Below are 24,568 nucleotides of genomic sequence, written 5' to 3'. Positions count from 1 at the left end.
ACATGGATTCGAAAATTGACTTTTCACAGTATTCTCTCAATGACCTTTATTCTTCAGTAAAGTCGATTGACCGTGATATGTACCCAGAAAGAGCAAAAGAAATTGATGCTCTAATTCAAGAAAAAGAGAAAGGAATAGAAGACCATCAACAATTAGATGAATCAAGAAATGTAGGTGAAAAAGCTGCACGTCTAGACCGTCTGTGGGCAGGACTAATTGATGCTGTTATTCACATGATAGCTTCAATCCCTTTATTTATGTATTTCGGTATGGAAGCTTTAAAAGATCCAACTTTGTTAGTCACAGTAGTTGCTTTAGTCTACGGGCTAGTAATGATTCTAATATTGCAAGGTTATTTGCTCTACCACTTTGGACAAACGATCGGTAAGAACATGATGTCTATACGAATAGAAAATTTAGATGGAAGTAAGGCTAGCCTTCAAAAAATACTACTGTTGAGAATTCTACCTATGAGTTTATGTTCAGTCATACCTTTAGTAGGACAATTTTTTGTTGGCTTTGTAAACCCTGCTTTTATTTTTGGCAAAGAGAGACGTTGTTTACATGATTATATTGCTAAAACGTAGGTATCTTACACAGGCACTTAACAAGTTGCCTAAGTTCGCCCAAACAACGGGCGGGACAAATACTCACTGGGCTTTGCCCAACAACGTTCGCATTTGCCCCTTGGCAAAGCGTTAAACCCTTATTCAGCATCAAGTCTCTTTAATGCTTTCTTGTAAGCCTCATTTCTCTCACGTTTTCCCACTGCAAGCACTGTAACTACAACTACGTCATCAAGTACCTGATACACCAACCTATATCCTGATTGACGTAATTTTATTTTATAAACATTATCGGCACCTAACACTCTATCTGGGGCTACGTGTGGTGTTTTTAATCTCTCTGCTAACTTCTTTTTCAGTTGCTGCTGCAAAGTGCTACCTAGCTTATTCCATTCTTTTAGGGCGCTTCTCTTAAACTCTAATTTATAGGTCATCCAAATTCACCGAAACGCTTTCTTCATCTTGCCTTTCTTTAACAAGCTGTAGTAGTTCCAGATCCTCCAAACGATCCATCATTTTTTCGTAAATCTCAGCCGGGACACAATAGAATGCGGGTTCATTCCTATTCAATATAGCGACAGGGTCGCCATATGCACTGCTCGCAACTTTCATAGGGTTTGCTTTTAGTTCAGTAATACTTGCAGCAACTTCTGCCAAAATTCTCGCCGCCATAACGGTCTCCTAAAAGGTCTTTAATTAGGTCATTTTAGGCTATCATTGTCGGTTTAACAAGCGCATAAACTCGCTCACTACGTTCGCTGGGACTACTAACAGAGATACCAACAGAGACAGCCATCCTTAGAATCGTATAAAAAACTATTCTGCTTAGGGGAAAATACCCATCAATAAGCGCCGAAGTACTTTTGATCTGAATGATTAGGGGTTTTTACTGGAATATTAAGCGTTGAGGGAGAAAACGGCGCGCAAGGTCAATTTTCAGGCAAACGCCTACGTTACAAGAGATGCATTAGATGTGTTAGTTACAATGTCTTATGCGCGCTTTAACAACGCTTTCGCTTTGGTCATTCCTCGCAGCCGTTGATGATGGGTGTGGCGTTTGAACGCATACATCATTTGCTCCGCACCTGCGGCGTAGCAGAAGTGTTTTTCAAACTCAGTGGTTAACGTTAGCTACTCTGCTCAAGGGTGCTAATGCATAAACTACTATTTTTCAGCAAGTAGTTGTTTAATCAGCCTTTTCAAAGCGAGTGGCTTAAGAGGTTTAGGCAAATAATGCATTTGCTCGTTAATGGCTAACTGGCGTATGTCTTCATCTTGACGTGCGGAGTTTAAAATCCCTGGTAAGTTTGCGTTGCTGGCAGTGGCAAGCGATTGTCTAATTGCTCGAGCCACATCTATTCCTGTTTCACCATTATCTAACTGATAATCTAGGATCATTAAATCAATAGGTTGGCTGAGTGCGTTTAACGCATCTTGGGTATTTTTGGCAGCAACAACATCTGCTCCCCAATCAACCAATAAACGGTGCAAGGCATCGAGAATATGTGGCTCATTGTCGACGATCAATACACGTTTGTGTTTAAGCGGTAAGCTTGCATCATTGCCTGCTTTTTTGATGGTGTTGTCTTTAACAATCTGCTTGGCCCCCATAGGGACTGTTATCTCAAAAGAAGTGCCTTTGTTTAAAGTGGAGTGCAGGGTAACAGGGTGATTTAACAGTGCGCTAATGCGCTCGACTATGGTTAATCCTAAGCCTAAACCTTGGGCGCTTGGGTTGTTGTCTAGCTGGTGAAATTCTAAAAATATTTCTTGCTGTTTGTCTTTCGCAATACCTGCGCCTGTATCGATAACGCAGATCCGCGCCGTGCCAGCTTGGCGTTTAACACCGACTAAAATACGCCCTTCATGGGTGTAGCGAATCGCATTAGAGAGCAAATTCTGGATAATACGCCTAAGTAGTTTAGGATCAGACTTTACTGAAATGCTGGTACTTACATAGGTTATGCGTAACCTTTTTTGCTGTGCGAGTACAGAAAACTCAGTGACCATGGGTCGTAATATACTGTCCAAGGGGAAGGTTTGTATATGCGTGCTCAATACACCAGACTCTAATCGTGTCATATCGAGTAACATCGATAAAAGCGACTCGGCGTTACTTAGAGAGTCAACTAGGTTGGCACTCATTTCAGCCATTTCCCCTGCAGGCGCTTTTTGCTTTAGCATGGCTGCAAATAATGATGCGGCATTAAACGGTTGCATTAAGTCATGCCCAGCAGCGGCCAAAAATTTGGTTTTACTTTCATTGGCGCTTTCTGCATCTCGGCGGGCTTTTTCAAGATTAATATTTGCTATTTGTAGTTGCTCAGTGCGTTCTTGCACACGCGTTTCTAGGCCTGTTTTTGCTTGTTCTAGTTGTTGCTGTATGTTGATGTATTCTGTGATGTCACTGTACGTTGTTACAAAGCCGCCTCCGGGTAAGGGGCGTCCATTTAATTCAATTACTTGGCCGTTTTCTTGGTGGCGTACATATTTATAAGCACTGCCTGATTGCATAAATGCAACGCGCTTCTCAATCTCCATTTCAATATTGCTTTGCCCGGTAATAGCGTTATGTCCAAATAGTCCTCGTTTGGCATTGAACTCTAATAATTGGTGAATCGACATGCCAACCTGAACAAAGCCACGCGGGTAGTTAAAAAGCTCAATATAACGCTGATTCCAGGCCAGCAAATTAAGATCTCTGTCGAGTACGACTATGCCTTGCTGAATATTTTCTACTGATGATTGCAACAGCTCATGATTGAATTGAAACGTTTGACTGGCTTCTTCGACCAACTCAACTAATTCTGATAGTTCTACATCCCGTTTCTCGCCGATAGCAGACAGTAAAATACGCGCACTGGCGCTGCCAACTTGCCCTGCAAGTTCACTTTCAATCGTCGTTAAAAGCTTGGGGCTGGCATAACCGCTAAGTTGTTCTGGGCTTAATTTGTCGAGTAGCGCTTGGTGTCGTTCTGAGCCCCACACTTTTTCAGTGATAGCGAGTAAGTTTGCGACTTTTACCGCATGACCAAAGGGTTGACTATTGTGGGTGATAGGGTCTTGCGTTGATGGTTTGCTACGTTTGTTTTGAATAAGAGACACCAACACGAAACACAGAATATTTACCCCTAAGCTATACACAAATCCCTGAGCCAGTTGTATATCGGTCGGAGTATCGTTGAAATAATAGCTGGCTGTAATGCTTGGCCATAACAACCAGTAAACCCAACATAGTGCGCCACTTGCTAGGGCCAATTGCGCGGCTAAGGTGGTGCCACGTTTCCAGTATAAACCCAGTAAAAGAATCGGGAATGTCTGAGACAAGAGGGCTATCGCAATGACGCCGCTTTGCACCAAAGACGTAGATTGGCTGATATTGACGTGATAAAAATAGGCGACCCCGAGCACCACTAGCACGGTTGCTCGTCTAATTAACAAAATGCTGGCAGGCTTTAGGCGATGGCGCTGCTGTGTGCGTAATTGCAGTGTTAACCATAACGGTGTCGCGATGTTATTGGATATCATTATGCCCATGGCGAGCGTCGCCACTATGATCATGCTGGTTGCGGCAGCCAAGCCACCGATAAAGGCAATGATGGTAATCCAGGTATTTCCTGATGCCACAGGGAGGGCTAGGGCATAGGTGTCTGTGCTTATGTTGCCACCTGGAAATAGCATATGCCCAGCCAGCGCTATCGGTAAAACGAACAGCGTCATGCCCAGCAGATAAAGGGGAAAGAGCCAACGGGCGGTGGTGATTTCTTTGTCACCGTTGTTTTCGATAAAGTTGATATGAAACTGCCGAGGCAGGCAAAACATCGAGCAAACGCCTAATAACATTTGACTCGCGTAAACCCACACGCCTGAATCAGCACTAATCGTTTGATTTGCTCTCGGGTCTAATTGCGCTTTTCCTAATAAGTCAAATACACCGTCGAATAAACTGTAACAAACAAACAGGCCCACTATTATTAAACCGACCAGCTTAACGATAGATTCAAAGGCGACCGTAAGCATCAGCCCTGGGTGTTTATCAGTTAAGTTTAAAGACCGAGTTCCAAATAATATCGCGAACAAGGCCATTAGAATTGCCACGTAAAAGCCCACACTATTAGGCCATATATTATCAGCCCCCGTCACAACCCGAATACCACCCGTAACGGCGTCTAATTGCAGTGCAATGTAGGGCACGACGCCAATAAAGCACAGTAACGTCACCAGGGCAGCGAGAAAGTGTGATTTGTCGTAACGTAAACTAATAAAGTCGGCGAGGGAGCTAATGTTGTGTTGATGACATACATTAGCGACGCGGCGCAGCATAGAATGAGCAAATAAAAATACGCAGATTATACCCATGTAAGTAGGAATAAATGCCCACCCATAATGTGCAGCCTGTGTAGTCGTGCCGAAAAATGCCCAAGAAGTACAGTGCACACCTAGAGCAAGACTGTAGATATAAGGGTGCTGTTGATTGGCTTTTGCTCGCTTATCTCCCCAAAACGCGAGCAAAAATAAAATCAGTAGATAGCCAACAACAATCGCCATTAAGCTTAAAACGCTAAACATAGACACCTAATATTATTTTTATATCAGTACTTTAGCTTGAAGCAAGCAAAGGTAAAAGTGTCTTTTACCTCGTTTTTGTTCATCAGCGACGCAAAATTTAGACACAATTTTTTTAAAACAATAAAAAATACCCTTGAAGAGCTTTAAAGCAACCCCATTAATAGCTGCAATCGAATTTAGCTTTAACGTGACACCTAAGAACGGAGTAAGAGATGAGTAACGAAGAACAAGCTCAAAAAGATGAGGCGCAGCCAATAAATGAAGAAGCCACTGAAACCCATGCTGAAGAAGTGGAAGAGGTGGTTGAAGAGTTAAGCGCTGAACAAACACGCATTCTTGAGCTTGAAGCAGCATTAGCGGCATCAGAAGCCACATTAGCTGCACAAAAAGACTCTGTTATGCGTGCCATCGCCGATGCCGATAATGTGCGTAAGCGTGCTGAAGGCGAAGTAGATAAGGCGCGTAAATTTGCTCTTGAAAAATTTGCCTCTGAGCTACTGCCTGTAGCAGACAACTTAGAACGTGCTCTACAAGTAGCAGACAAAGAAAATGAAGCGATTAAACCTGTGATTGAAGGGGTAGAAATCACTCTTAAATCATTCGTTAGCAGCATTGAAAAATTCGGAATGAAAGTTATCGATCCACAGGGCGAATCTTTTAATCCAGAACAGCATCAGGCTATGTCGATGCAAGAAAACGCAGAATTGCCAGCCAATACAGTCATGGCAGTGATGCAAAAAGGTTACGAATTGAATGGTCGTCTATTACGCCCAGCTATGGTTATGGTATCCCGCGCCCCTGAAGGCGGTGTCGATACACAAGCATAACTCGTAATCAATTAAAAAAAATATTCACAAAATGGGGAATATTTTCATTCAGCTAATTGAAAACTGACGAAATAACCCCACAAAGTGTACAGGCATTATTAAACAAATTTTTGGAGAAAAACTAATGGGTAGAATCATTGGAATCGATTTGGGTACAACTAACTCATGTGTTGCTGTACTTGATGGTGAAAAAGCAAAAGTAATCGAAAACGCTGAAGGCGATCGCACAACTCCCTCGATCATTGCATACAGCCAAGACGGCGAAACATTGGTTGGTCAGCCGGCTAAACGTCAGGCGATTACTAACCCTAATAATACGTTGTTCGCAATTAAACGTCTTATCGGTCGTCGTTTTGAAGATAAAGAAGTTCAGCGTGATATTGACATCATGCCTTTTAGCATCATCAAAGCCGACAATGGCGATGCTTGGGTTCAAGCAAAAGATGAAAAATTAGCGCCACCGCAAATTTCAGCTGAAGTTTTGAAAAAAATGAAGAAAACAGCTGAAGATTACCTTGGTGAAGAAGTAACTGCAGCGGTTATTACCGTACCTGCATACTTTAACGATTCACAGCGTCAAGCAACTAAAGATGCTGGTCGTATCGCTGGTCTTGAAGTAAAACGTATTATCAATGAGCCAACTGCCGCTGCACTTGCATACGGCATGGACAAGAAAAAAGGTGATAGCGTTGTTGCGGTATACGATTTAGGTGGTGGTACGTTTGATATCTCTATCATTGAAATCGATGAAGCTGACGGCGAGCATACCTTTGAAGTACTTGCGACCAATGGTGACACGCACCTTGGTGGTGAAGATTTCGATAACCAAGTTATCAACTACTTGGTAGAAGAATTCAAGAAAGATTCAGGCATGGATTTACGCAAAGATCCATTAGCGATGCAACGTCTTAAAGAAGCGGGCGAAAAAGCGAAGATTGAATTGTCTTCAGCTCAGCAAACTGAAGTGAACTTGCCGTACATTACAGCTGATGCGTCTGGTCCTAAGCACTTAACCATCAAGCTTACTCGTGCAAAACTTGAATCACTTGTTGAGAAAATGGTTAAAGCGACCCTTGAGCCACTAAAACAAGCGCTTGCAGATGCTGACTTATCAGTAGGTGATATCAACGATATTATTCTTGTTGGTGGTCAAACGCGTATGCCGCTAGTACAAAAATACGTAACTGAATTCTTTGGCAAAGAGCCAAGAAAAGACGTAAACCCTGATGAAGCAGTTGCCGTTGGTGCAGCGATTCAAGGCGGTGTATTGTCTGGTGACGTTAAAGATGTATTGCTACTTGACGTGACGCCTTTGTCATTAGGTATCGAAACAATGGGCGGCGTTATGACTGCCTTGATCGAGAAGAACACGACTGTACCTACTAAGAAGTCTCAAACCTTCTCAACAGCTGAAGACAACCAGTCAGCGGTAACAGTACATGTACTTCAAGGTGAGCGTAAGCAAGCTGCAGGTAACAAGTCTCTTGGTCAATTTAACCTTGAAGGTATTCGTCCTGCACAGCGCGGTGCTCCTCAAATTGAGGTGACGTTCGACATCGATGCTGATGGTATCTTACATGTATCTGCTAAAGATAAAGACACCAACAAAGAGCAAAAAATCACTATTAAAGCTTCTTCTGGCTTGAGTGATGACGAAGTCGAAAAAATGGTACAAGACGCAGAAGCGAACAAAGAAGCTGATAAGCAGTTCGAAGAAATGGTTCAAGCACGTAACCAAGCTGACGGCCTAATTCACGGTACGCGTAAGCAAGTAGAAGAAGCCGGTGACGCGCTATCTGATGAAGATAAAGCGGAAATCGAAGCTGCTGTTGTCGCATTAGAAGAAGCGGTTAAAGCTGGTGAGAAAGAAGCTATTGAAGCCAAAACGCAAGAGCTCATTCAAGCCTCTGCGAAGTTGATGGAAGTGGCACAAGCACAACAGGCTGCAGCCGGTGGTGCTGAAGGTCAACCAGAAGACGCTTCTGCTAAGCAAGACGACGACGTTGTTGATGCCGAGTTTGAAGAAGTAAAAGACGACAAAAAATAATTTTTGTTGACTACATCAGCCCGAGCGTCTTGATGGCGTAAGGGCAAGCTCGGGCGCATGGAGTTTTTTTCATAGCGCCCGCGTTTGTTTCAAAACCTGGTATGGTCTAGGTCATTGTGCCTAAGACTAAAGGTAGTGAGATTGTAAGAGAAGAATAGGTGGTCAGCATCATTGACCACAAATATCAGGATAAACAAGCTATATGTCGAAGCGAGATTATTATGAAGTGTTGGGAGTCGATAAGTCGGCGTCCGAGCGCGATATAAAAAAGGCTTACAAACGCCTTGCCATGAAATATCACCCGGATAGAACCCAGGGTGACAAAGCTATGGAAGAGAAATTCAAAGAGGTTCAAGAAGCCTATGAAATTCTAACCGACTCGCAGAAACGTGCGGCGTATGACCAGTATGGCCACGCAGGCGTTGACCCGAATCGTGGACATGGCGGAGGTCATGGCGCTGGTGATTTTGGCGACATTTTTGGTGATGTATTTGGTGATATTTTCGGCGGTGGCCGTGGTGGCGGTCGTCAATCTCGTGCAGCCCGCGGTTCAGACTTACGTTATAACCTTGAACTTAGTTTAGAAGAGGCTGTACGTGGTAAAAGCGTTGAAATACGTGTACCAACTTTAGCTGAGTGTGAAACCTGTGACGGCTCTGGTGCCAAAAAAGGCTCAAGTGTTAAGACCTGTACTACATGTCATGGACAAGGCCAGGTACAGATGCGTCAGGGCTTCTTTGCTGTACAGCAAGCGTGTCCAACGTGTTCTGGCAAAGGTAAAATCATCACAGATCCTTGCCGTGAGTGTCATGGTCAGGGACGTGTTGAAAAAACCAAGACCTTGTCAGTTAAAGTACCAGCAGGCGTAGACACCGGTGATCGTATTCGTCTTTCAAATGAAGGCGAAGCAGGAGGGAACGGTGCACCAGCAGGTGATTTGTATGTGCAAGTGCATGTTAAACAACATAAAATCTTTGAGCGCGATGGCAATAATTTATATTGCGAAGTGCCTCTTAGTTTCACACGTGCCGCTATCGGTGGGGAAATTGAAGTTCCTACTTTAGAAGGTAAAGTAAAACTTAAAGTCACACCTGAAACCCAGACTGGCAAGATGTTCCGTCTGCGTAATAAGGGTGTGAAATCGGTTCGTAGTGGTAGCGTAGGTGATTTGATCTGTAAAGTGGTTATTGAAACACCGGTTAACTTGAATAGCCGCCAGAAAGAATTACTTGAAGAGCTTGAAGAGTCGATGGGTACAGGTAAAGACACCGCCAAAAACCGCCCGAAAGAAAGTGGTTTTTTTGATGGTGTTAAAAAGTTTTTCGATGATTTAACTAACTAATCATCTGTCGAAAATCAAAAGAAGCCGCTGAAAAGCGGCTTTTTTGTGTAACTTTGAAACACAACTACCATTCGAACTTGGCATAACTCAAAATTTAGATGTATGTAAGCTTGGCTTTTTGGTAGCCTAGTTCAGTTGCCTGTATTGTATTAACACGCTGTATTTCAAAGACCTAGGGAACAGCATGTGGCTAGCAACAGATAAACGTAAACAGTGTTGTATCAAACAGGCAGGTTTATTGCTTTATCACTGTCAATGGCATAGACGTAGTTCTAAAACATTATGAATAAACCACAACATCAATCACGCGAGGGACTATGAAAAAATTACTAATAAGTGCAATAGCCAGTACCGTTTTGCTAACTGCGGGTGTATCAGCACAAGAAGCGCAATCGGAGAAGCAGGCCAAGAGCGCAGCACAATTTCGTCAGGCTTTACTGCAACTAGTACGTAGTAATGTAGGCGCACTTGGGGCGATGGCGAAAGGGGCTATTCCTATGGATGCAGACACCATAGAAACGAATGCAACTCGCCTAGAGCAATTGTCATTAATGATGGACGATTACTTTGCGTTAGACACCACCAAATTTGATATTGAAACCGCTGCATTACCTAAAATTTGGAAAAACCGTGCTGACTTCGCAACGAAAGTTGATGCGTTAACTGATGCGTCTCAAACCCTTAAAGCAGCGGCTATGAACGGCGAAGAAAGTGCTTATAAAGGCGCGATTGGCAATGTTTTAAAAAGCTGTAAAGGTTGTCACGACAGCTATAAAGCAGAATAAAGCGCTGCTAGTTTGAAGAGTAAAGGGCGCTTAGGCGCCTTTTTTATTGCTCAACTGCTCGCAGATAGTATCTATTAACAGACAATCAACGCACTATAGCAAGACGCAAATCGGTGGAGATTGCACTATAAATAACCAATTACTGGTGTTTTGCAGATAATCTGAAAAAATTAAGTAATTTTCTTTATATTTGAACTTGATCCAGTTAACTTGAGCGCCATATCGAGCCCTTAGTTATTATTTTTATTTATTTGGTGTATTAGCCGTGACGTTAAGTAAGACAGACCTATATCATGAGGTCGCCCAGCAAGCACAGGCATTAATGGCTGGTGAAAAAGATGTAATCGCAAACTTGGCAAACTTAAGTGCACTTATGTTCATGCGCTTACCTCAGCTAAATTGGGCAGGCTTTTACCTGCTTAAAGGGCAAGAATTGGTGTTAGGCCCATTTCAAGGCAAACCCGCCTGTATTCGTATCCCTGTGGGCCGTGGTGTGTGTGGTAAAGCAGCTGAAACAGGTTTGGCACAATGTATTCACGATGTGCACGAGTTTGAAGGGCACATTGCCTGTGATGCTGATTCTAACGCCGAAGCCGTCGTTCCAATTTACCAAAATGGCCAATTGCTTGGCGTGTTAGATTTAGACAGCCCTTATGTAGGGCGTTTTGATCAAGACGACATGAATGGTTTGCAAAACTTGGTCAATATATTGCAGGATGCAATTGCATGAAAAGTTCCATAGATATTCATGTTGCACTAGCAACCCTAGACGATATGGAGTTTTGGGACGATAATGCTGAAGAGGCGATGGACCGTTTCAACGCGCTGTTACACATGTTGTATGACAACGCTGATGAAGATATTGACACCACCAGTTTAGAAAATATGATCCAATATATTTGGGAAAACTGGCGTAATGACAGTCATTTACTTGACATAGACGATGATGATTTATTTGACTGGGTTGACCAACTATTGTCAACTTGGGATGATGAGCATCAAGAACCCCGCTAACTACACACAACTAGAATATTTAATGGATAATCCTCAAAAGTTTTCAAACAGTAAAGAAGTCATCAATTTTTTAAGTGAGTCGTTTCCCGCATGCTTTAGTGTGACAGGTGAAGCAAAACCGTTAAAAATTGGTATTTTCCAAGATTTAGCTGAGCGCCTTAAAGAAGAAGAGCGCGTAAGTAAAACCTTATTGCGTTCATCGCTTAGGCACTACACAAATAGCTGGCGTTATTTGCATAGTGTTAAAGAAGGGGCATTCAGAGTGGACTTAGACGGACAACATTCTGCCCCAATTGAAAAAGAGCACGCTGATCATGCTCAAACTCAATTAGAAGAGAGCAAAGCAAAGGTCGCAGAGAAGCGCAAAGCGCAGAATGCAGCTAAACCTGGTGCAAAGAAAAATCCAAAATCTAAGTCTGTTCCTGCATTTAAATCTTCGTCTAAGGGAACTAATCAGGATAATGTGAAGCCAAAGGCTAAGTTACCACCTCCAGAAAAGCTATCGGTAGAGCAAATCGTTGCGGGAACTTCCGTTACCGTAAAAATAGGCAAATCTCCTATGCCTGCTACAATCACTGATGTCAGCAAAGATGGTGTTCAAGTTCAACTTGATACAGGTATGGTGGTAAAAGTTCAAGTAGATAACTTGAGGTTGGCCCGTTCTAAGAGGTAGTTTAATGATAAATTCAATTCGCGTTTCCGCTGTTTCAGCACTTTTCGCCTTTAGTACAGTGGCACTTGCGGTCACGCATTCAGAAAGTGTCGATGAAATTCCTGTACTCAAGCAGGAATCACAACATGCAGTGTCGGTTAAACGTATCTCATCTAATTTTTTGCGCTCGCACTACAAGCCAATTACATTAGATGATGCGTTATCAGAGAAAGTGTTTGATCGCTATATGCGCTCTCTTGATATCAACCGAAACGTGTTTTTGAATGCTGATGTTGAGAAATTTAAAGCAGAGCAAGATCATTTCGATGAAGCCATCGAAATGGGTGATCTTGATGTGGCTTATCAAATTTATCAGTTGAATATGCAACGTCGTATTGAGCGCTACGAGTACGCGTTGACGTTACTTGATAAAGAGTTCGATTTTGAAAAAGCGGGGGATACCTTTACCTTTGACCGTGAAGATGCTCCTTGGCCCAAAGATGAAGCTGAACTAGATGAACTGTGGCGTGAACGCGTTAAGTACGATGCCTTGAATTTGAAACTTGCCGACAAAGAATGGCCAAAAATTCAAGAGCTATTAACGAAACGTTACGAGCGAGCGATAAAACGTCTAAAACAAACCACCAGTGAAGATGTATTTCAAACTTTGATGAACTCGTTTGCGCGCAGTATTGAAGCGCACACCAGTTACTTGTCGCCGCGTAACGCTGAGCGATTCCAAATGGAAATGAACCTATCGTTTGAAGGCATTGGTGCAGTTTTGCTTAGCGAAGATGATTTCACTGTGATCCGCAGCGTTGTGCCGGGCGGTCCTGCAGATTTATCGAAAAAAATTAAACCCGAAGACAAAATTGTTGGCGTTGCCCAAGACGATGAAGAATTCATTGACGTTATCGGTTGGCGTTTAGACGAAGTGGTCGAGTTAATCAAAGGACCAAAGGGCAGTGTGGTTCGCCTACAAATTGAAAAAGGCGACTCAGAAAGCACGGTACCTGAAGTGGTGAGTTTGACCAGAGATAAAATTAAATTAGAAGACCGAGCGGCTAAATCTGAAGTGTATGTTCCTGAAACTGGGCCGCACCAAGGTGAGAAGCTTGGGGTTATTACCATTCCATCTTTCTACAATAAACTCAGTGTCGATGTTCGCAAAGAGTTAGAAAGCTTAAAAGAGCAAAAAGTAGAAGGTGTCATCGTCGATTTACGCGGTAATGGTGGAGGCTCTTTAACAGAAGCAACCTTGTTAACCGGTTTGTTTATCGACAAAGGGCCTGTGGTTCAAATTCGCGATGGAGCAGGGCGCATTCGCGTTGAGCAAGATGTAGATGGCAAAACTTATTACGACGGACCCTTAACGGTTCTGGTTGATAGATACAGTGCATCAGCCTCAGAAATTTTTGCCGCAGCGATGCAAGATTACAGCCGAGCGCTCATTTTAGGCGAACAGACTTTCGGTAAAGGAACCGTGCAACAGCATCGTGGTTTAGGGCGTATTTACGATCTATATGAAAACCCACTAGGCAGTGTGCAGTTTACCATTGCTAAGTTTTATCGTATCGATGGTGGCAGTACCCAGCATCAAGGTGTGGTGCCAGATGTCTTGTTCCCTTCAGCGATCGATCCACAAGACTGGGGCGAAAGCCAAGAAGAGAACGCGCTACCTTGGGATAGCATAAAACGTGCAACGTACTCAACATTTGGCGATACCTCACAAGCCGCAAAACAGCTTAGTGAAATGCATGAAAAACGTGTGAAAGCCGATCCTGAATTTGCTTATATCTTTGAGGATATTGCTCAATATAAAAGTAAAGAAGATGACAAAACGTTATCGTTGGTTGAATCAGAGCGTGTTAAAGAGCGTGAAGAGCGTAATGCAAAACGACTTAAGCGTGCTAACGAGCGTCTTGCACGTCAAGGGCTTGAGCCAGTTAAGAGCCTAGATGACTTGCCAGAAGATCAACCTGAAATTGATCCCTTCTTAGATGAAGCAGCAAATATCACTTACGATTTACTGGGTACAGGAAAGTACGCCATTCACGCACAATAAGCGTTAACCTATGTTGAGGGGCTAGAAATTCTAGCCCCTTTTTTGTTTGTGGTACTTTTCTAATAGCATGGTGCTGTTCAAACCGATAAACTAGCGACAAATATAATAAATACATCGGCTGCCAAATAATGCGTTCTCAATCGCAAGCGCTGATGAACATAATAAACCTCATAAAAACTACAATAATGATAAAGGTGATTGATGAGTGCACGCGGAGAATTTTCATCTCGAATAGGTTTTGTCTTAGCAGCTGCAGGGTCTGCTGTTGGTTTAGGTAATATTTGGGGGTTTCCTACTCAAGTCGCCAGTAATGGTGGAGCAGCATTCGTGTTGGTTTACGTATTATTGGCCTTCGTATTGGCTTATCCCGTTTTAATGGCAGAACTGATCATTGGCAGAGCAACCCGCTCAAATATGGTCGACGCCTTAGGTAAAATATCCAATAGTAATTTAGGGCGGGCTACCGGTGTATGGGGCTTCGTTACTGTTTCTATGATCTTGGCGTTTTACGCTATTGTTGCCGGTTGGATGATCAGCTATTTCTTGGAATCATTTACCCAAATTATCGGGTTACAAGACGCCTCTCAATGGCTAACCGGTTCGTCTACCGCTCGAAGTTTACTATTTTGTGGTTTATTTATTGCGCTTACCGCGTCTATCGTGGTCGGGGGAGTAAGTGATGGGATAGAGCGTTGGTCTGTGCGCTTAATGCCTACCTTAATACTGATTATTTTACTGTTAATCGGGTATGTGGCCACATTAGACGGTGCAATGGATGGATGGAAAGCCTACATAGTGCCTGACTTTAGCGCCATATTAAACGCTGACTTGTTGATCAGTGCCATGGGGCAAGCCTTCTTCTCAATGTCTTTAGGTGTAGGCACCATGCTGGTGTATGGCTCGTATGTAAGTAAGAACGAGAATCTACCTGTACTCGGTGCATCTGTAGCGTTAGTCGATATCGGCGTCGCTATTTTGGCCGGTATGTTAATTATTCCGGCTATGTACGTTGCACTTAATAATGGTGTACAGATATTTTCTGAAAGCGGCCAATTAATCGCAGGGGATTCGCTGATTTTCACCGTGCTTCCCGCACTTTTTAACACTATGGGAATGGTGGGCTATTTCGTCGCATTCGCCTTTTTCGCCTTGATGGTCATTGCGGCGCTCACTTCTTCGATTTCGATGCTTGAAGTGCCCGTAGCCTATGTGGTGGAAAGTAAAGGCTTAGCCCGTAAAAAAGCGGTCTGGCTACTTGGGGCAATCATCTTCGTGATGAGCAGTACCATAATACTTAACTTTGAAGATTTGTTTGGCTTGGTTATCTCCATTACCACTGAGTACAGTCAACCATTACTTGGTTTAGCACTCAGTATCTTTGTTGGCTGGGTATGGAAGCGTGACCAAATTCTCGCTGAAATTAAACAGGGTAACGAGCAAGCAGAACATAGCTTTTTCTGGAAAATATGGCCTTGGTATCTGAAGTTTGTGTGTCCGGTTATCATCCTTTTCATGTTCATCCGTTCACTTAATATTTTGGATTTCTAACGATGGAAAATACAGTTATCAAACAAAAAAAAGAGCCCAGTTTATTAGATGCTCTTATCCCGTTAGTGGTTCTAGTGGCTTTATTAAGCACCTCAGTTTACCTCTTTTCTGACGACTCATCGTTTGGCCCTAATCAAATCGCCTTGTTGTTTTCTATGGGAGTGGCGGCGGTTATTGGTCTTAAAAATGGCTACACATGGGCCGAAATAGAGAAAGGCATAGTAAAAGGCATTTCGTTATCTCTAGGTGCAATATTAATTTTATTAGCAGTAGGGGCGTTGATTGGAACCTGGATGTTATCAGGTACGGTGCCCACCTTGATTTACTTTGGTTTAGAACTTTTAAACCCGTCATTTTTTTACGCTGCTACCTGCTTGATTTGTGCCATTGTTGCTATGAGTATTGGCAGCTCATGGACAACCGCAGCCACAGTAGGTGTTGCCTTGATGGGGGTCGCATCAGGTATGGGCATGTCTGATGCGGTAACTGCAGGTGCTGTTATTTCGGGCGCCTATTTCGGGGATAAAATATCGCCTCTGTCAGAAACAACCAACCTTGCACCTGCCGTAGCAGGGACTGAACTATTCGAACATATCCGTTATATGCTATGGACGACGGTTCCCAGTTTTGTCATTGCTCTGATTTTATTTACGATTATTGGTTTTTCAGGGGAAGCACAAAACACAGCCAGTAATATAGAGCAGATGCAAACTTTACTGGCGCAAGAGTTTAATATCAGTTGGGTGATGCTAGTGCCGCTGGCAGTATTGTTAACGTTAGCGATAAAGAAAATGCCTGCCTTTCCAGCGGTGGCCATTGGCGCGTTGCTGGGTGGCGTATGGGCAGTAATATTTCAACCTGACGTGATACAAAGTATGCTGGATGACAGTCAGCAAAGTGTATTGGGTGTAGCTGCCGTGGTGTGGACATCACTGTTTGACGGTGTGTCATTTACGACTTCAGATGAGAATTTAAATGCGTTGCTCAGTCGAGGGGGAATGTCGAGTATGCTCAATACGATTTGGCTGATTATTTGCGCCATGAGTTTTGGTGCAGTACTTGAGCGCACTGGTTTACTTAAAGCCGTTGTCGCATTATTTTTACGCGGCGCTAAGTCAGCAGGCAGCATGATAAGTCGTACTATTTTAACCTGCTTAGGAACCAATATTATTACCGCAGATCAGTACATTTCTATCGTGATGCCTGGTCGTATGTACAAAGAAGAGTATGCTAAGCGCGGTCTACATCAATTAAACCTGTCTCGTAGTTTAGAAGATGGTGGCACTATTACTTCACCATTGATACCGTGGAACACCTGCGGAGCTTACATGCAAGGCGTGCTGTTAGTTCACCCATTCGATTATATTATGTATACTTTTTTCAATCTCATTAACCCTGTTTTAGCTATTATTTACGCTTATTTGGGGGTTAAAATATTACGCATTCCTATGCCTGATGTAGCAGTAGAAGTGGGTAATGAAAAAATCCCAATGAATGAGCCTACACAGACTAAAATCTAGAAGATAATACTAGGTGTCGTTGCGTTTTTTTGATGGGCACATGCTCCCAGAAGGCTCAACGGCACCTTAGATTACTCGCATATTTCAAGAGGACTCTATGACGGTTTCATCTCCTGTCGCGAAAAAACGCAGCGACTATCAAACACCGGATTTTTTAATTAGCCATGTAGACATGGTATTTCATTTAGACGTTGTAAAAACTCGTGTCATAACAACCAGCCAAATTACCCGAAACGGCCAACACGACCGCCCGTTAGTGTTAGATGGTGAAAGTATTAAATTGGTTAGCGTTGCGCTAAATGAAGATGCAATTCACGATTACAGCTTAAATGACGAACAGCTGTCGATTCAAACCACTGAAAGTACTTTTACTTTGTGCGTGGAAACCGAAATTAACCCAAGCGAAAATAAAACCTTAGAAGGTCTGTATTTTTCTGCTGGGGCGTATTGCACTCAGTGTGAAGCCGAAGGGTTTCGTAAAATTACATATTTTCTAGACAGACCAGATGTGTTGGCGAAGTACGACGTTACTATCTTTGCCGATAAAGAGCGTTACCCTCACTTGCTTTCAAACGGTAATCAGATTGGCAAAGGGCAATTAGACGACGGCCGCCATTGGGTAAAATGGCAAGACCCGTTCAATAAACCCAGCTATTTATTTGCCTTAGTGGCGGGCGATTTCGATTTACTCACTGATAACTTTATCACCCAAAGTGGCCGGAATGTGCTGTTAGAGTTGTACGTGGATAAAGGGGCGCTTGATAAAGGTCATCATGCTATTGCTTCGCTAAAAAAAGCCATGGCGTGGGACGAAGAAGTATTCGGATTGGAGTATGACTTAGACATCTACATGGTAGTCGCTGTGGACTTCTTCAACATGGGTGCCATGGAGAATAAAGGACTTAATGTCTTTAATAGTAAGTTTGTGCTTGCCGATGCGCAATCTGCTACCGATGATGACTTTTTTAATATTGAAGCCGTTATTGGCCACGAATATTTTCATAACTGGACGGGAAATCGTGTCACATGTAGAGACTGGTTTCAGTTGAGTTTAAAAGAAGGTTTGACGGTATTTCGTGATCAGCAGTTCAGTGCGGATATGTCTTCACCTGTGTTTAATCGTATTAAAAATGTACAGATTATTCGTGAGCAGCAGTTTGCTGAAGATGCCAGCGCGATGGCACATCCGATCCGTCCTGAAGAAGTGATTGAAATGAATAATTTCTATACCGTCACTGTTTACGACAAAGGCGCAGAAGTGATCCGTATGATGCACACTTTATTAGGTGTAGACGGATTTCGAAAGGGCGTAGATTTATATTTTGAGCGCTTTGACGGTCAAGCCGTGACCTGTGATGATTTTGTGCAAGCGATGCAAGATGCAACTGACATTGATCTTACGCATTTCAGACTTTGGTACAGTCAATCAGGTACTCCTAAAGTAACGGTAACTGATACCTTTGAACAGAGTTCGGGGCGCTATACGCTTACGTTTACGCAAAGTACACCGCCAACTGCAGATCAAGCGCAGAAGCACGCACTGCATATTCCGTTCAAGTTTGAATTGCTTGATCAGCAGGGGATGAGTATCAGTGATGATTCTGTGCCTGAACTTAAGGCGAAAATGATCGAATTAACCCAAGCTAAGCATGAAATCACTGTCAGTGGTTTGAGTGAAAGGCCGACGCCATCTTTGCTACTTAATTTTAGTGCCCCCGTTAAAGTGGACTACCCGTATAGTCATCAGCAACTTAGCCATATTATCTTGCATAGTTCGGATGAGTTTTCACGTTGGGATGCGAGCCAAAGTCTGTACAGTCGTTGTATTCATTCGCTCGCTACTGCGCCTGACAGCCCTGATGAAGAGTTGTTCGATAGTATGCTTGTTGCCGTTAGCGGAATGTTTGAGCTGGCTGACTCTAACCCTGCGTTGGCCGCAGCTATGTTAAGCGTGCCTAGCTTTGAAACACTAAGTCAACAAGTTGAGGAGATCCAAGTCGAAGCCTTGTATCACGCTCAGCGAAGTATTCGTAATTTAATCGCTACGTCGTTATCTGAAAAATGGTTGGCACTTTATAACAAGCAAATTACTGGTCCTTATCAGTATGACGCTGATGATGTGGATAAACGTCGTTTACGTAATTTGAGTTTGAGTTATTTAGTGCAAGGCGATTCGCCCCAAGCCAGTGAATTATTATCAGCTCAATTTGCCAGTGCCGATAACATGACTGACAGCCTTGGCGTGCTTAAAGCTGCACAGTATGGGCCTGTGGATCAGTTTGATCACCTAATGTTTCAATTTGAAGAGCGATGGCGACATGACCCTCTAGTACTTGATAAATGGTTTGCCTTACATGCGAATATGGAACGCAGCGATATACTTGCTAGGCTACCTTTGTTACTTAGCCATGAAAAATTCAGCTTAGATAACCCTAATAGGGTGCGCTCTGTATTAGGCAGTTTCGCTTCTTACAATGTATTAGGGTTTCATGCTATCGACGGTAGCGGGTATCAATTCCTAGCCGATTATATTTTAAAGCTTAACAGCGTAAATCCACAGGTTGCCGCCCGGATCATTACACCATTAACCCAGTGGCAAAAGTTTGATCCTAAACGACAAGAGTTAATGCGCTATCAATTGGCGCGAATTGCCGATTGCAAAACACTCAGTAAAGACTTAATAGAAAAAGTCAGTAAGAGTCTAAATTATACAGCACACTAATAATGCAGACATTGTATTTTCGATTAGCGCTCAGTTATGAGCGCTGTGAACCACTTTACCTCACTAGTACGCAAAATGTGATCGTGCTTGCCGACAATGGTAAGCGTGTTCAACTACCCGCAAAAAATCTACGTCCTTTTATTCAACATAATGGAATACATGGCCGTTTCCGCCTAATCATCACTGATACTAATAAGATAAGTAGTCTAGAAAAAATAGTCTGAACGGGTTGTTTTTTATACAGCTGCAATTGCAACGTACTGAAAATAAAGAATTTATAAGACTAATTACTGGTACGATTAGTACTTGCTATCCAAGCTGTTTGGTGTAATCATTTTGTTAAATTTTAGTGGTTATATTGAATGTAATGTTAGTACCTAGTGCTAACAACAAGGGAGGTAAGGATGAATCGAGAATTCTTCGGGTTTAAAAAGTCGCCTATAGCGTTAGGCATGATGGGGCTTATGAGTGCAGCATTGATGCCAGCACAAGCCGCCAGTTGGAGTGATGGCGATTGGTCAGTTACCTTTGACTCGAACTTTTCTTTGGGTACCAGTATACGCGTTGAAGAACGTGATTTCTCACGGGTTGGCAACAGTAACGGGGTACAATTTGATTGGACTGGTTACAATCCTGCAACGAATCCAATTTACAGCTCGGCCGATGTTTGGGAACTGGGTACAGGTGGCTATTCGACTAACGGCGACCTGAGTACACTTAACTACGAAAAAGGTAATCCTTTTTCGACCTTGTTTAAAGGTGTACACGAATTAGATATTCAGTACAAAAACATGGGCGTATTTTTACGCGGCATGTATTTCTACGATTTTGAAATGAAAGACAGCTCTCGCGATTGGCAAAACCCAATTACCGGTAAAACTCAAGATCCTTGTGCAACTTCCACGGCAAGTGAAGAATTGTGTTCTGATGTGCGTTTCCTTGACGCTTATTTCTACACAGATTTTTACTTAGGTGATATGCCGGTTACCTTTCGCGTAGGTAACCAGGTCGTTAGCTGGGGTGAAAGTACTTTCATACAACACGGTATTAATTCGACAAATCCAGTGGATGTTTCTCGTGCTCAAGCACCAGGTGCTGAATTAAAAGAAGTATTTATTCCTGTGGGCATGGTGTTCGCCCAGTTCGGATTAACCGAAAACCTCAGTTTGTCTATGTACTACCAGTATGAGTGGGAGCGTAGCCGTTTGCCTCAAGCCGGTAGCTATTTTTCGACCAACGACTTTGCGGGTGAGGGCGGTCAAGCCCAGAATATACAATTGGGCTTTAGCGGTAACCCAGATATCGACTTAGATTTTTTACTTAGTAGCTTAAATGGATTAGGTGCAGCGTTGGCTGCCGGTGCAGATTCTGGGCAAATAGGTCAAGCTTATCTTGCGTACCCCACTAAAGTGGCTGTGCGTGGCTACAGTGATAGAGCCCATGAAGATGCAGACGACCAAGGTCAGTACGGGATTAAAATCGGCTATTACGCAGAAGAGTTGAACGAAACTGAGTTCAATTTCTATATGCTTAATTACCATAGTCAGCGCCCATTAATATCAGGTTTAACATCTGATTTTACCTCTGAAGCAATTGCAGCTGATTTGGCTATGTTGGCCACCACTGAGATTACTAAAGAGAATGTGACGGATCTGCGAGCATTTACCAAAACAGGTTTTGTGTATCCTGAAGATCTAAAATTGTACGGTTTTAGTTTCAATACTAATGTGGGCACCACAGCGGTAGCAGGTGAAATTGCTTATCGTGTTGATGAGCCGTTACAAATAGATGATGTCGAACTGTTATATGCAGCGATGCCACAACAATTAGCAATCGCGGGTATTCGTCCAGATTTAGCCGGTATTTCCCAGTTAGACGGTTTCCAAGGCTTCACAACAGGCCCAGGTGAAACAGCGACTGGTTATATCGAGTCTGATACGTTACAAATGCAAGTGACAGCGACGCATATTTTTGGTCCTGCACTGGGTACAGATAATTTAGTGGTGCTCGGTGAAGTAGGGTACGTTAATGTTCAAGACTTCCCAGACCCTAATGTTATTCGCTTGAATGGCCCAGGCTCTGTACGTACACCTTCATTGGCACCAACCGCTGACGGTAGTTCGCGGGAAGGGCTACATGTAGGCTTGTCTGATGGCCCTGAAACAAACCCGTTCCCAACGTCTAGCGCTTGGGGATACCGTTTGCTTGCTAACGCATCGTTTAATAACGTTTTTTCTGGTATCAATTTACAGGCACGGGGAACATTCGCTCATGATGTAAATGGTATTACGCCAGATCCAATGTTTTTGTTTGTAGAAGATAGAAAGTCAGCCAGTGTTGCTTTGACCTTTGATTACCTAAGCAGATGGTCAGCCACTGCATCTTATAATACGTTCTGGGGTGGGCAAGGAACAACAAATGCCCTATCGGACCGTGATTATGTTTCTTTTAATATCAAGTATTCTATCTAAGGAGCCATATTATGATTAGAAAATTTGCTCTCATCGCGTCTGCAATGGCGCTAACGTTCAATTCGGGCTTGATTCAAGCCAAGGTATCGGAAACTGAAGCGGCAAAATTAGGTGCCGAATTAACGCCTGTTGGTGCAGTTAAAGCTGGTAATGCAGACGGTAGCATTCCAGCGTGGACAGGCGGTATTACTGAACCACCTGCAGGCTACAGCAAAGGTGATCACCATCCGGATCCATTTGCCGATGATAAAGTGTTATTTACCATCACCGCTAAAAACTATCAGGAATATGCAGAGTTTCTAAGTGATGGGCAAAAAGAATTGTTTAAAGCCTACCCTGACACTTACAAAATGCCGATTTACCAATCTCGCCGTTCAGCGTCGTTACCTAAGTTTGTGTACGACGAAACCGCGAAAAATGCGGTTATGGCTGAGTTAATTCAAGGTGGAAATGGCGTTAAGAATGCCGCTATCGGTATTCCATTTCCTATTCCACAAAATGGTGTAGAAACTATTTGGAATCACATTCTACGTTACCGCGGAGAGAGCGTTAAACGTTTTGCTGGTCAAGCGGCACCAACTGCTTCTGGTGACTATAACGTCATCGGTTTTGAAGAAGAGCTGATGCAAAAATATTCGGCTACTGATGCGACCCGAGAAAAGCTACTTGAAGAAAACGTGATTTCGAAGTTCAAGCAAAGCGTTACCTCGCCAGCGCGTTTAGCAGGTACGGCATTGCTAGTACATGAAACCATGGATCAAATCCGCGAGCCGCGCCAAGCATGGACATACAATACCGGTCAGCGCCGTGTTCGCCGTGCACCAAACGTAGCGTATGATGCACCAGGTACAGGGTCAGATGGCTTACGTACCTCTGATGATTTTGATATGTTCAACGGTGCTCCTGACCGTTACAACTGGGAGCTCAAAGGCAAACAAGAGTTGTATGTCGCGTACAATAACTACCATTTGCACAGCGATAAGGTCTCTTATGAAGATATTCTTCAGCCGGGCCATATCAACCCTGACTTAACGCGCTTCGAAAAGCACCGTGTATGGGTGGTTGAAGCCACACTTAAGCCTGAATTTCGCCATATTTATCAAAAGCGCGTGTTCTTTATTGATGAAGACAGCTGGCAAATTCAAGTAGCTGATATGTACGATAACCGTAACGAATTGTATCGTGTAGGTATATCTCATGGTATCAACTATTATGAAGTGCCCACGCAATGGTCAACATTGGATGTGTATCACGACTTAAACTCTCGTCGTTATTTAGCGCTAGGTTTAGATAACGAGGAAAAAATGTATGAATTTGATGCTGACTTAAGAGATCGCGAATTTACTCCTGAGGCCATGCGCCGAGCCGGTAGACGCTAATCGAGTACAAAAAACGGTTGGCCTTTGCCAACCGTTTTCATTTTGATGGAACCCTTTTACTATGAAATTATCCCTTGCAAGTGCAGTGATTGCCGTTTTACTTGCACCTTTACCTTCTATTCACGCGGCGCAAACCAGCTTTCAAGCACCTCTGGTTGATCAATCTTTATTACTTGATATTACCCAAAGTGGTGACCAGCTCGTTGCTGTCGGTGAACGAGGCCATATTATCCGCTCAACAGACGGACAGAATTGGCAACAAGTTGAGGTACCTTCTACTTCAACGTTAACGGGAGTGTATTTCATTGGCCAGCAAGGCTGGGCCGTAGGCCATGACTTCGTTATTTTACATACGCAAAACAATGGTTTGAACTGGGATGTACAACACTTTGCTCCTGAGCAAGAGCGCCCTTTATTAGACGTGGTGTTTTTTAACGAAAACCATGGCATAGCAATTGGCGCCTATGGTGCCTTTTTACGCACCCAAGACGGCGGTAAAACATGGCAAAGTGAATTGCACGCTGAGTTCGTTAATCAATACGATCAAGATTATCTAAATGAAATTCGCCTTGAAGATGAAGCGTTTTATAAAGAAGAGCTTGCTGCTATTTTGCCGCATTTAAACAGTATTTCTGTTTCCGGTGAAAACGTTTATATCGCGGGTGAGGCAGGTTTACTCGCCATGAGCACAGATAAAGGCCAAACGTGGAAACGAATGGATATCGATTATCAGGGTTCATTTTTTAATATCGAGCAAGCCAAATCTGGTCAGCTAATCGCTACCGGTTTGCGCGGTAACGTATTTGTTTTCGATAAAGAGGCACAGCAATGGCGCGCGATCGACGCTGGCAGCAAAGCGTCTATGAATGCAGTTGTGTCGGTTGATACATCACGAACCGTGCTACTTGGCAACAATGGTGCAGTAGTGACGATGCAGGGGGATGATGTCAGCTACAAGCAACAAAGTGACGGGCAAGCGCTTGTAAATGGTGTGTTTTACAACAATCAAATTATCGCAGTGTCGGTTGACGGCATTAAACATTTGCAGCAAGCACGGTAAC

At 43.3% G+C, this 24,568-nt stretch carries 19 protein-coding genes; 16 read left to right on the top strand and 3 right to left on the bottom strand.

Annotated elements, in window-relative coordinates; all coding sequences use genetic code 11:
* Positions 1-2: 2 nt before the first annotated feature.
* The gene (locus tag GCHA_RS19090) at positions 3-587 is read left to right on the top strand and encodes an RDD family protein (RefSeq protein ID WP_007991256.1); all 585 of its coding nucleotides are present in this window, start codon (positions 3-5) and stop codon (positions 585-587) included.
* Positions 588-706: 119 nt separating this feature from the next.
* On the opposite strand, the gene GCHA_RS19085 is transcribed toward GCHA_RS19090, so the two are convergent.
* The 3 genes from GCHA_RS19085 to GCHA_RS19075 all read right to left on the bottom strand — a co-directional run bounded on the left by GCHA_RS19085 (position 707) and on the right by GCHA_RS19075 (position 5,135).
* Complete coding sequence (locus GCHA_RS19085) at positions 707-1,000, bottom strand: type II toxin-antitoxin system RelE family toxin (protein WP_007991254.1); 294 nt, start codon at positions 998-1,000, stop codon at positions 707-709.
* Positions 990-1,238 (bottom strand): type II toxin-antitoxin system Phd/YefM family antitoxin, encoded by a 249-nt coding sequence (locus GCHA_RS19080; protein ID WP_007991252.1) that lies wholly within the window; start codon positions 1,236-1,238, stop codon positions 990-992. The genes GCHA_RS19085 and GCHA_RS19080 overlap by 11 nt, the downstream gene beginning before the upstream one ends.
* A 492-nt stretch (positions 1,239-1,730) precedes the next feature.
* A complete protein-coding gene (locus tag GCHA_RS19075) occupies positions 1,731-5,135 on the bottom strand; it encodes a PAS domain-containing hybrid sensor histidine kinase/response regulator (protein WP_007991248.1) in 3,405 nt (1,134 codons plus the stop codon).
* A 212-nt stretch (positions 5,136-5,347) separates the two neighbouring features.
* Between GCHA_RS19075 and grpE the strand changes: the two genes are divergently transcribed.
* The 15 genes from grpE to GCHA_RS19000 all read left to right on the top strand — a co-directional run bounded on the left by grpE (position 5,348) and on the right by GCHA_RS19000 (position 24,567).
* Positions 5,348-5,962, top strand: a complete 615-nt coding sequence (gene grpE, locus GCHA_RS19070) for a nucleotide exchange factor GrpE (RefSeq protein WP_007991245.1) — start codon at positions 5,348-5,350, stop codon at positions 5,960-5,962.
* 124 nt (positions 5,963-6,086) lie between these two features.
* Positions 6,087-8,009, top strand: coding sequence for a molecular chaperone DnaK (gene dnaK, locus GCHA_RS19065; RefSeq protein WP_007991242.1), 1,923 nt, complete (start codon positions 6,087-6,089; stop codon positions 8,007-8,009).
* A gap of 202 nt (positions 8,010-8,211) precedes the next feature.
* Positions 8,212-9,351, top strand: coding sequence for a molecular chaperone DnaJ (gene dnaJ, locus GCHA_RS19060; RefSeq protein WP_039992838.1), 1,140 nt, complete (start codon positions 8,212-8,214; stop codon positions 9,349-9,351).
* Positions 9,352-9,668: 317 nt separating this feature from the next.
* Positions 9,669-10,136, top strand: a complete 468-nt coding sequence (locus tag GCHA_RS19055) for a c-type cytochrome (protein ID WP_007991237.1) — start codon at positions 9,669-9,671, stop codon at positions 10,134-10,136.
* A gap of 265 nt (positions 10,137-10,401) precedes the next feature.
* Complete coding sequence (locus GCHA_RS19050) at positions 10,402-10,866, top strand: GAF domain-containing protein (RefSeq protein ID WP_007991236.1); 465 nt, start codon at positions 10,402-10,404, stop codon at positions 10,864-10,866.
* Positions 10,863-11,150 carry a hypothetical protein gene (locus GCHA_RS19045; RefSeq protein ID WP_007991234.1) on the top strand — a complete coding sequence of 96 codons (288 nt, stop codon included), beginning with the start codon at positions 10,863-10,865 and terminating at the stop codon, positions 11,148-11,150. Before GCHA_RS19050 ends, GCHA_RS19045 begins: the two co-directional genes overlap by 4 nt.
* A gap of 22 nt (positions 11,151-11,172) precedes the next feature.
* Entirely contained in the window at positions 11,173-11,823 is a 651-nt protein-coding gene (proQ, locus tag GCHA_RS19040; protein WP_039992835.1) for an RNA chaperone ProQ, read from the top strand.
* A gap of 4 nt (positions 11,824-11,827) precedes the next feature.
* Positions 11,828-13,867, top strand: a complete 2,040-nt coding sequence (prc, locus tag GCHA_RS19035; protein WP_007991229.1) for a carboxy terminal-processing peptidase — start codon at positions 11,828-11,830, stop codon at positions 13,865-13,867.
* A gap of 201 nt (positions 13,868-14,068) precedes the next feature.
* Positions 14,069-15,415: a sodium-dependent transporter gene (locus tag GCHA_RS19030; RefSeq protein ID WP_007991228.1), complete on the top strand. Its 1,347-nt coding sequence runs from the start codon at positions 14,069-14,071 to the stop codon at positions 15,413-15,415.
* A gap of 2 nt (positions 15,416-15,417) precedes the next feature.
* Positions 15,418-16,935, top strand: coding sequence for a Na+/H+ antiporter NhaC (gene nhaC / locus GCHA_RS19025; RefSeq protein ID WP_007991227.1), 1,518 nt, complete (start codon positions 15,418-15,420; stop codon positions 16,933-16,935).
* A gap of 97 nt (positions 16,936-17,032) precedes the next feature.
* Positions 17,033-19,657: an aminopeptidase N gene (pepN, locus tag GCHA_RS19020; protein WP_007991226.1), complete on the top strand. Its 2,625-nt coding sequence runs from the start codon at positions 17,033-17,035 to the stop codon at positions 19,655-19,657.
* 2 nt (positions 19,658-19,659) lie between these two features.
* On the top strand, positions 19,660-19,881 hold the full coding sequence (locus tag GCHA_RS19015) for a DUF2835 family protein (RefSeq protein WP_006993987.1): 222 nt from the start codon (positions 19,660-19,662) through the stop codon (positions 19,879-19,881).
* 180 nt (positions 19,882-20,061) lie between these two features.
* Positions 20,062-22,128, top strand: coding sequence for a DUF1302 domain-containing protein (locus GCHA_RS19010; RefSeq protein WP_007991225.1), 2,067 nt, complete (start codon positions 20,062-20,064; stop codon positions 22,126-22,128).
* A gap of 11 nt (positions 22,129-22,139) precedes the next feature.
* Positions 22,140-23,507: a DUF1329 domain-containing protein gene (locus GCHA_RS19005; protein ID WP_007991224.1), complete on the top strand. Its 1,368-nt coding sequence runs from the start codon at positions 22,140-22,142 to the stop codon at positions 23,505-23,507.
* 61 nt (positions 23,508-23,568) lie between these two features.
* A complete protein-coding gene (locus GCHA_RS19000; RefSeq protein WP_007991223.1) occupies positions 23,569-24,567 on the top strand; it encodes a YCF48-related protein in 999 nt (332 codons plus the stop codon).
* Position 24,568 lies beyond the last annotated feature (1 nt).

Origin of the sequence: Paraglaciecola chathamensis S18K6 (assembly GCA_000314955.1) — a bacterium.
Lineage (GTDB): Bacteria > Pseudomonadota > Gammaproteobacteria > Enterobacterales > Alteromonadaceae > Paraglaciecola > Paraglaciecola chathamensis.
This window is presented reverse-complemented; position numbering and strand designations above follow the sequence as displayed.

What these genes read in the sequence shown, in the direction of transcription:
- GCHA_RS19090 (WP_007991256.1), top strand. Translation starts at nt 3, where the DNA reads ATGGATTCGAAAATTGACTTTTCACAGTATTCTCTCAATGACCTTTAT.
- GCHA_RS19085 (WP_007991254.1), bottom strand. Translation starts at nt 1,000, where the DNA reads ATGACCTATAAATTAGAGTTTAAGAGAAGCGCCCTAAAAGAATGGAAT.
- GCHA_RS19080 (WP_007991252.1), bottom strand. Translation starts at nt 1,238, where the DNA reads ATGGCGGCGAGAATTTTGGCAGAAGTTGCTGCAAGTATTACTGAACTA.
- GCHA_RS19075 (WP_007991248.1), bottom strand. Translation starts at nt 5,135, where the DNA reads ATGTTTAGCGTTTTAAGCTTAATGGCGATTGTTGTTGGCTATCTACTG.
- grpE (WP_007991245.1), top strand. Translation starts at nt 5,348, where the DNA reads ATGAGTAACGAAGAACAAGCTCAAAAAGATGAGGCGCAGCCAATAAAT.
- dnaK (WP_007991242.1), top strand. Translation starts at nt 6,087, where the DNA reads ATGGGTAGAATCATTGGAATCGATTTGGGTACAACTAACTCATGTGTT.
- dnaJ (WP_039992838.1), top strand. Translation starts at nt 8,212, where the DNA reads ATGTCGAAGCGAGATTATTATGAAGTGTTGGGAGTCGATAAGTCGGCG.
- GCHA_RS19055 (WP_007991237.1), top strand. Translation starts at nt 9,669, where the DNA reads ATGAAAAAATTACTAATAAGTGCAATAGCCAGTACCGTTTTGCTAACT.
- GCHA_RS19045 (WP_007991234.1), top strand. Translation starts at nt 10,863, where the DNA reads ATGAAAAGTTCCATAGATATTCATGTTGCACTAGCAACCCTAGACGAT.
- proQ (WP_039992835.1), top strand. Translation starts at nt 11,173, where the DNA reads ATGGATAATCCTCAAAAGTTTTCAAACAGTAAAGAAGTCATCAATTTT.
- prc (WP_007991229.1), top strand. Translation starts at nt 11,828, where the DNA reads ATGATAAATTCAATTCGCGTTTCCGCTGTTTCAGCACTTTTCGCCTTT.
- GCHA_RS19030 (WP_007991228.1), top strand. Translation starts at nt 14,069, where the DNA reads ATGAGTGCACGCGGAGAATTTTCATCTCGAATAGGTTTTGTCTTAGCA.
- nhaC (WP_007991227.1), top strand. Translation starts at nt 15,418, where the DNA reads ATGGAAAATACAGTTATCAAACAAAAAAAAGAGCCCAGTTTATTAGAT.
- pepN (WP_007991226.1), top strand. Translation starts at nt 17,033, where the DNA reads ATGACGGTTTCATCTCCTGTCGCGAAAAAACGCAGCGACTATCAAACA.
- GCHA_RS19015 (WP_006993987.1), top strand. Translation starts at nt 19,660, where the DNA reads ATGCAGACATTGTATTTTCGATTAGCGCTCAGTTATGAGCGCTGTGAA.
- GCHA_RS19010 (WP_007991225.1), top strand. Translation starts at nt 20,062, where the DNA reads ATGAATCGAGAATTCTTCGGGTTTAAAAAGTCGCCTATAGCGTTAGGC.
- GCHA_RS19005 (WP_007991224.1), top strand. Translation starts at nt 22,140, where the DNA reads ATGATTAGAAAATTTGCTCTCATCGCGTCTGCAATGGCGCTAACGTTC.
- GCHA_RS19000 (WP_007991223.1), top strand. Translation starts at nt 23,569, where the DNA reads ATGAAATTATCCCTTGCAAGTGCAGTGATTGCCGTTTTACTTGCACCT.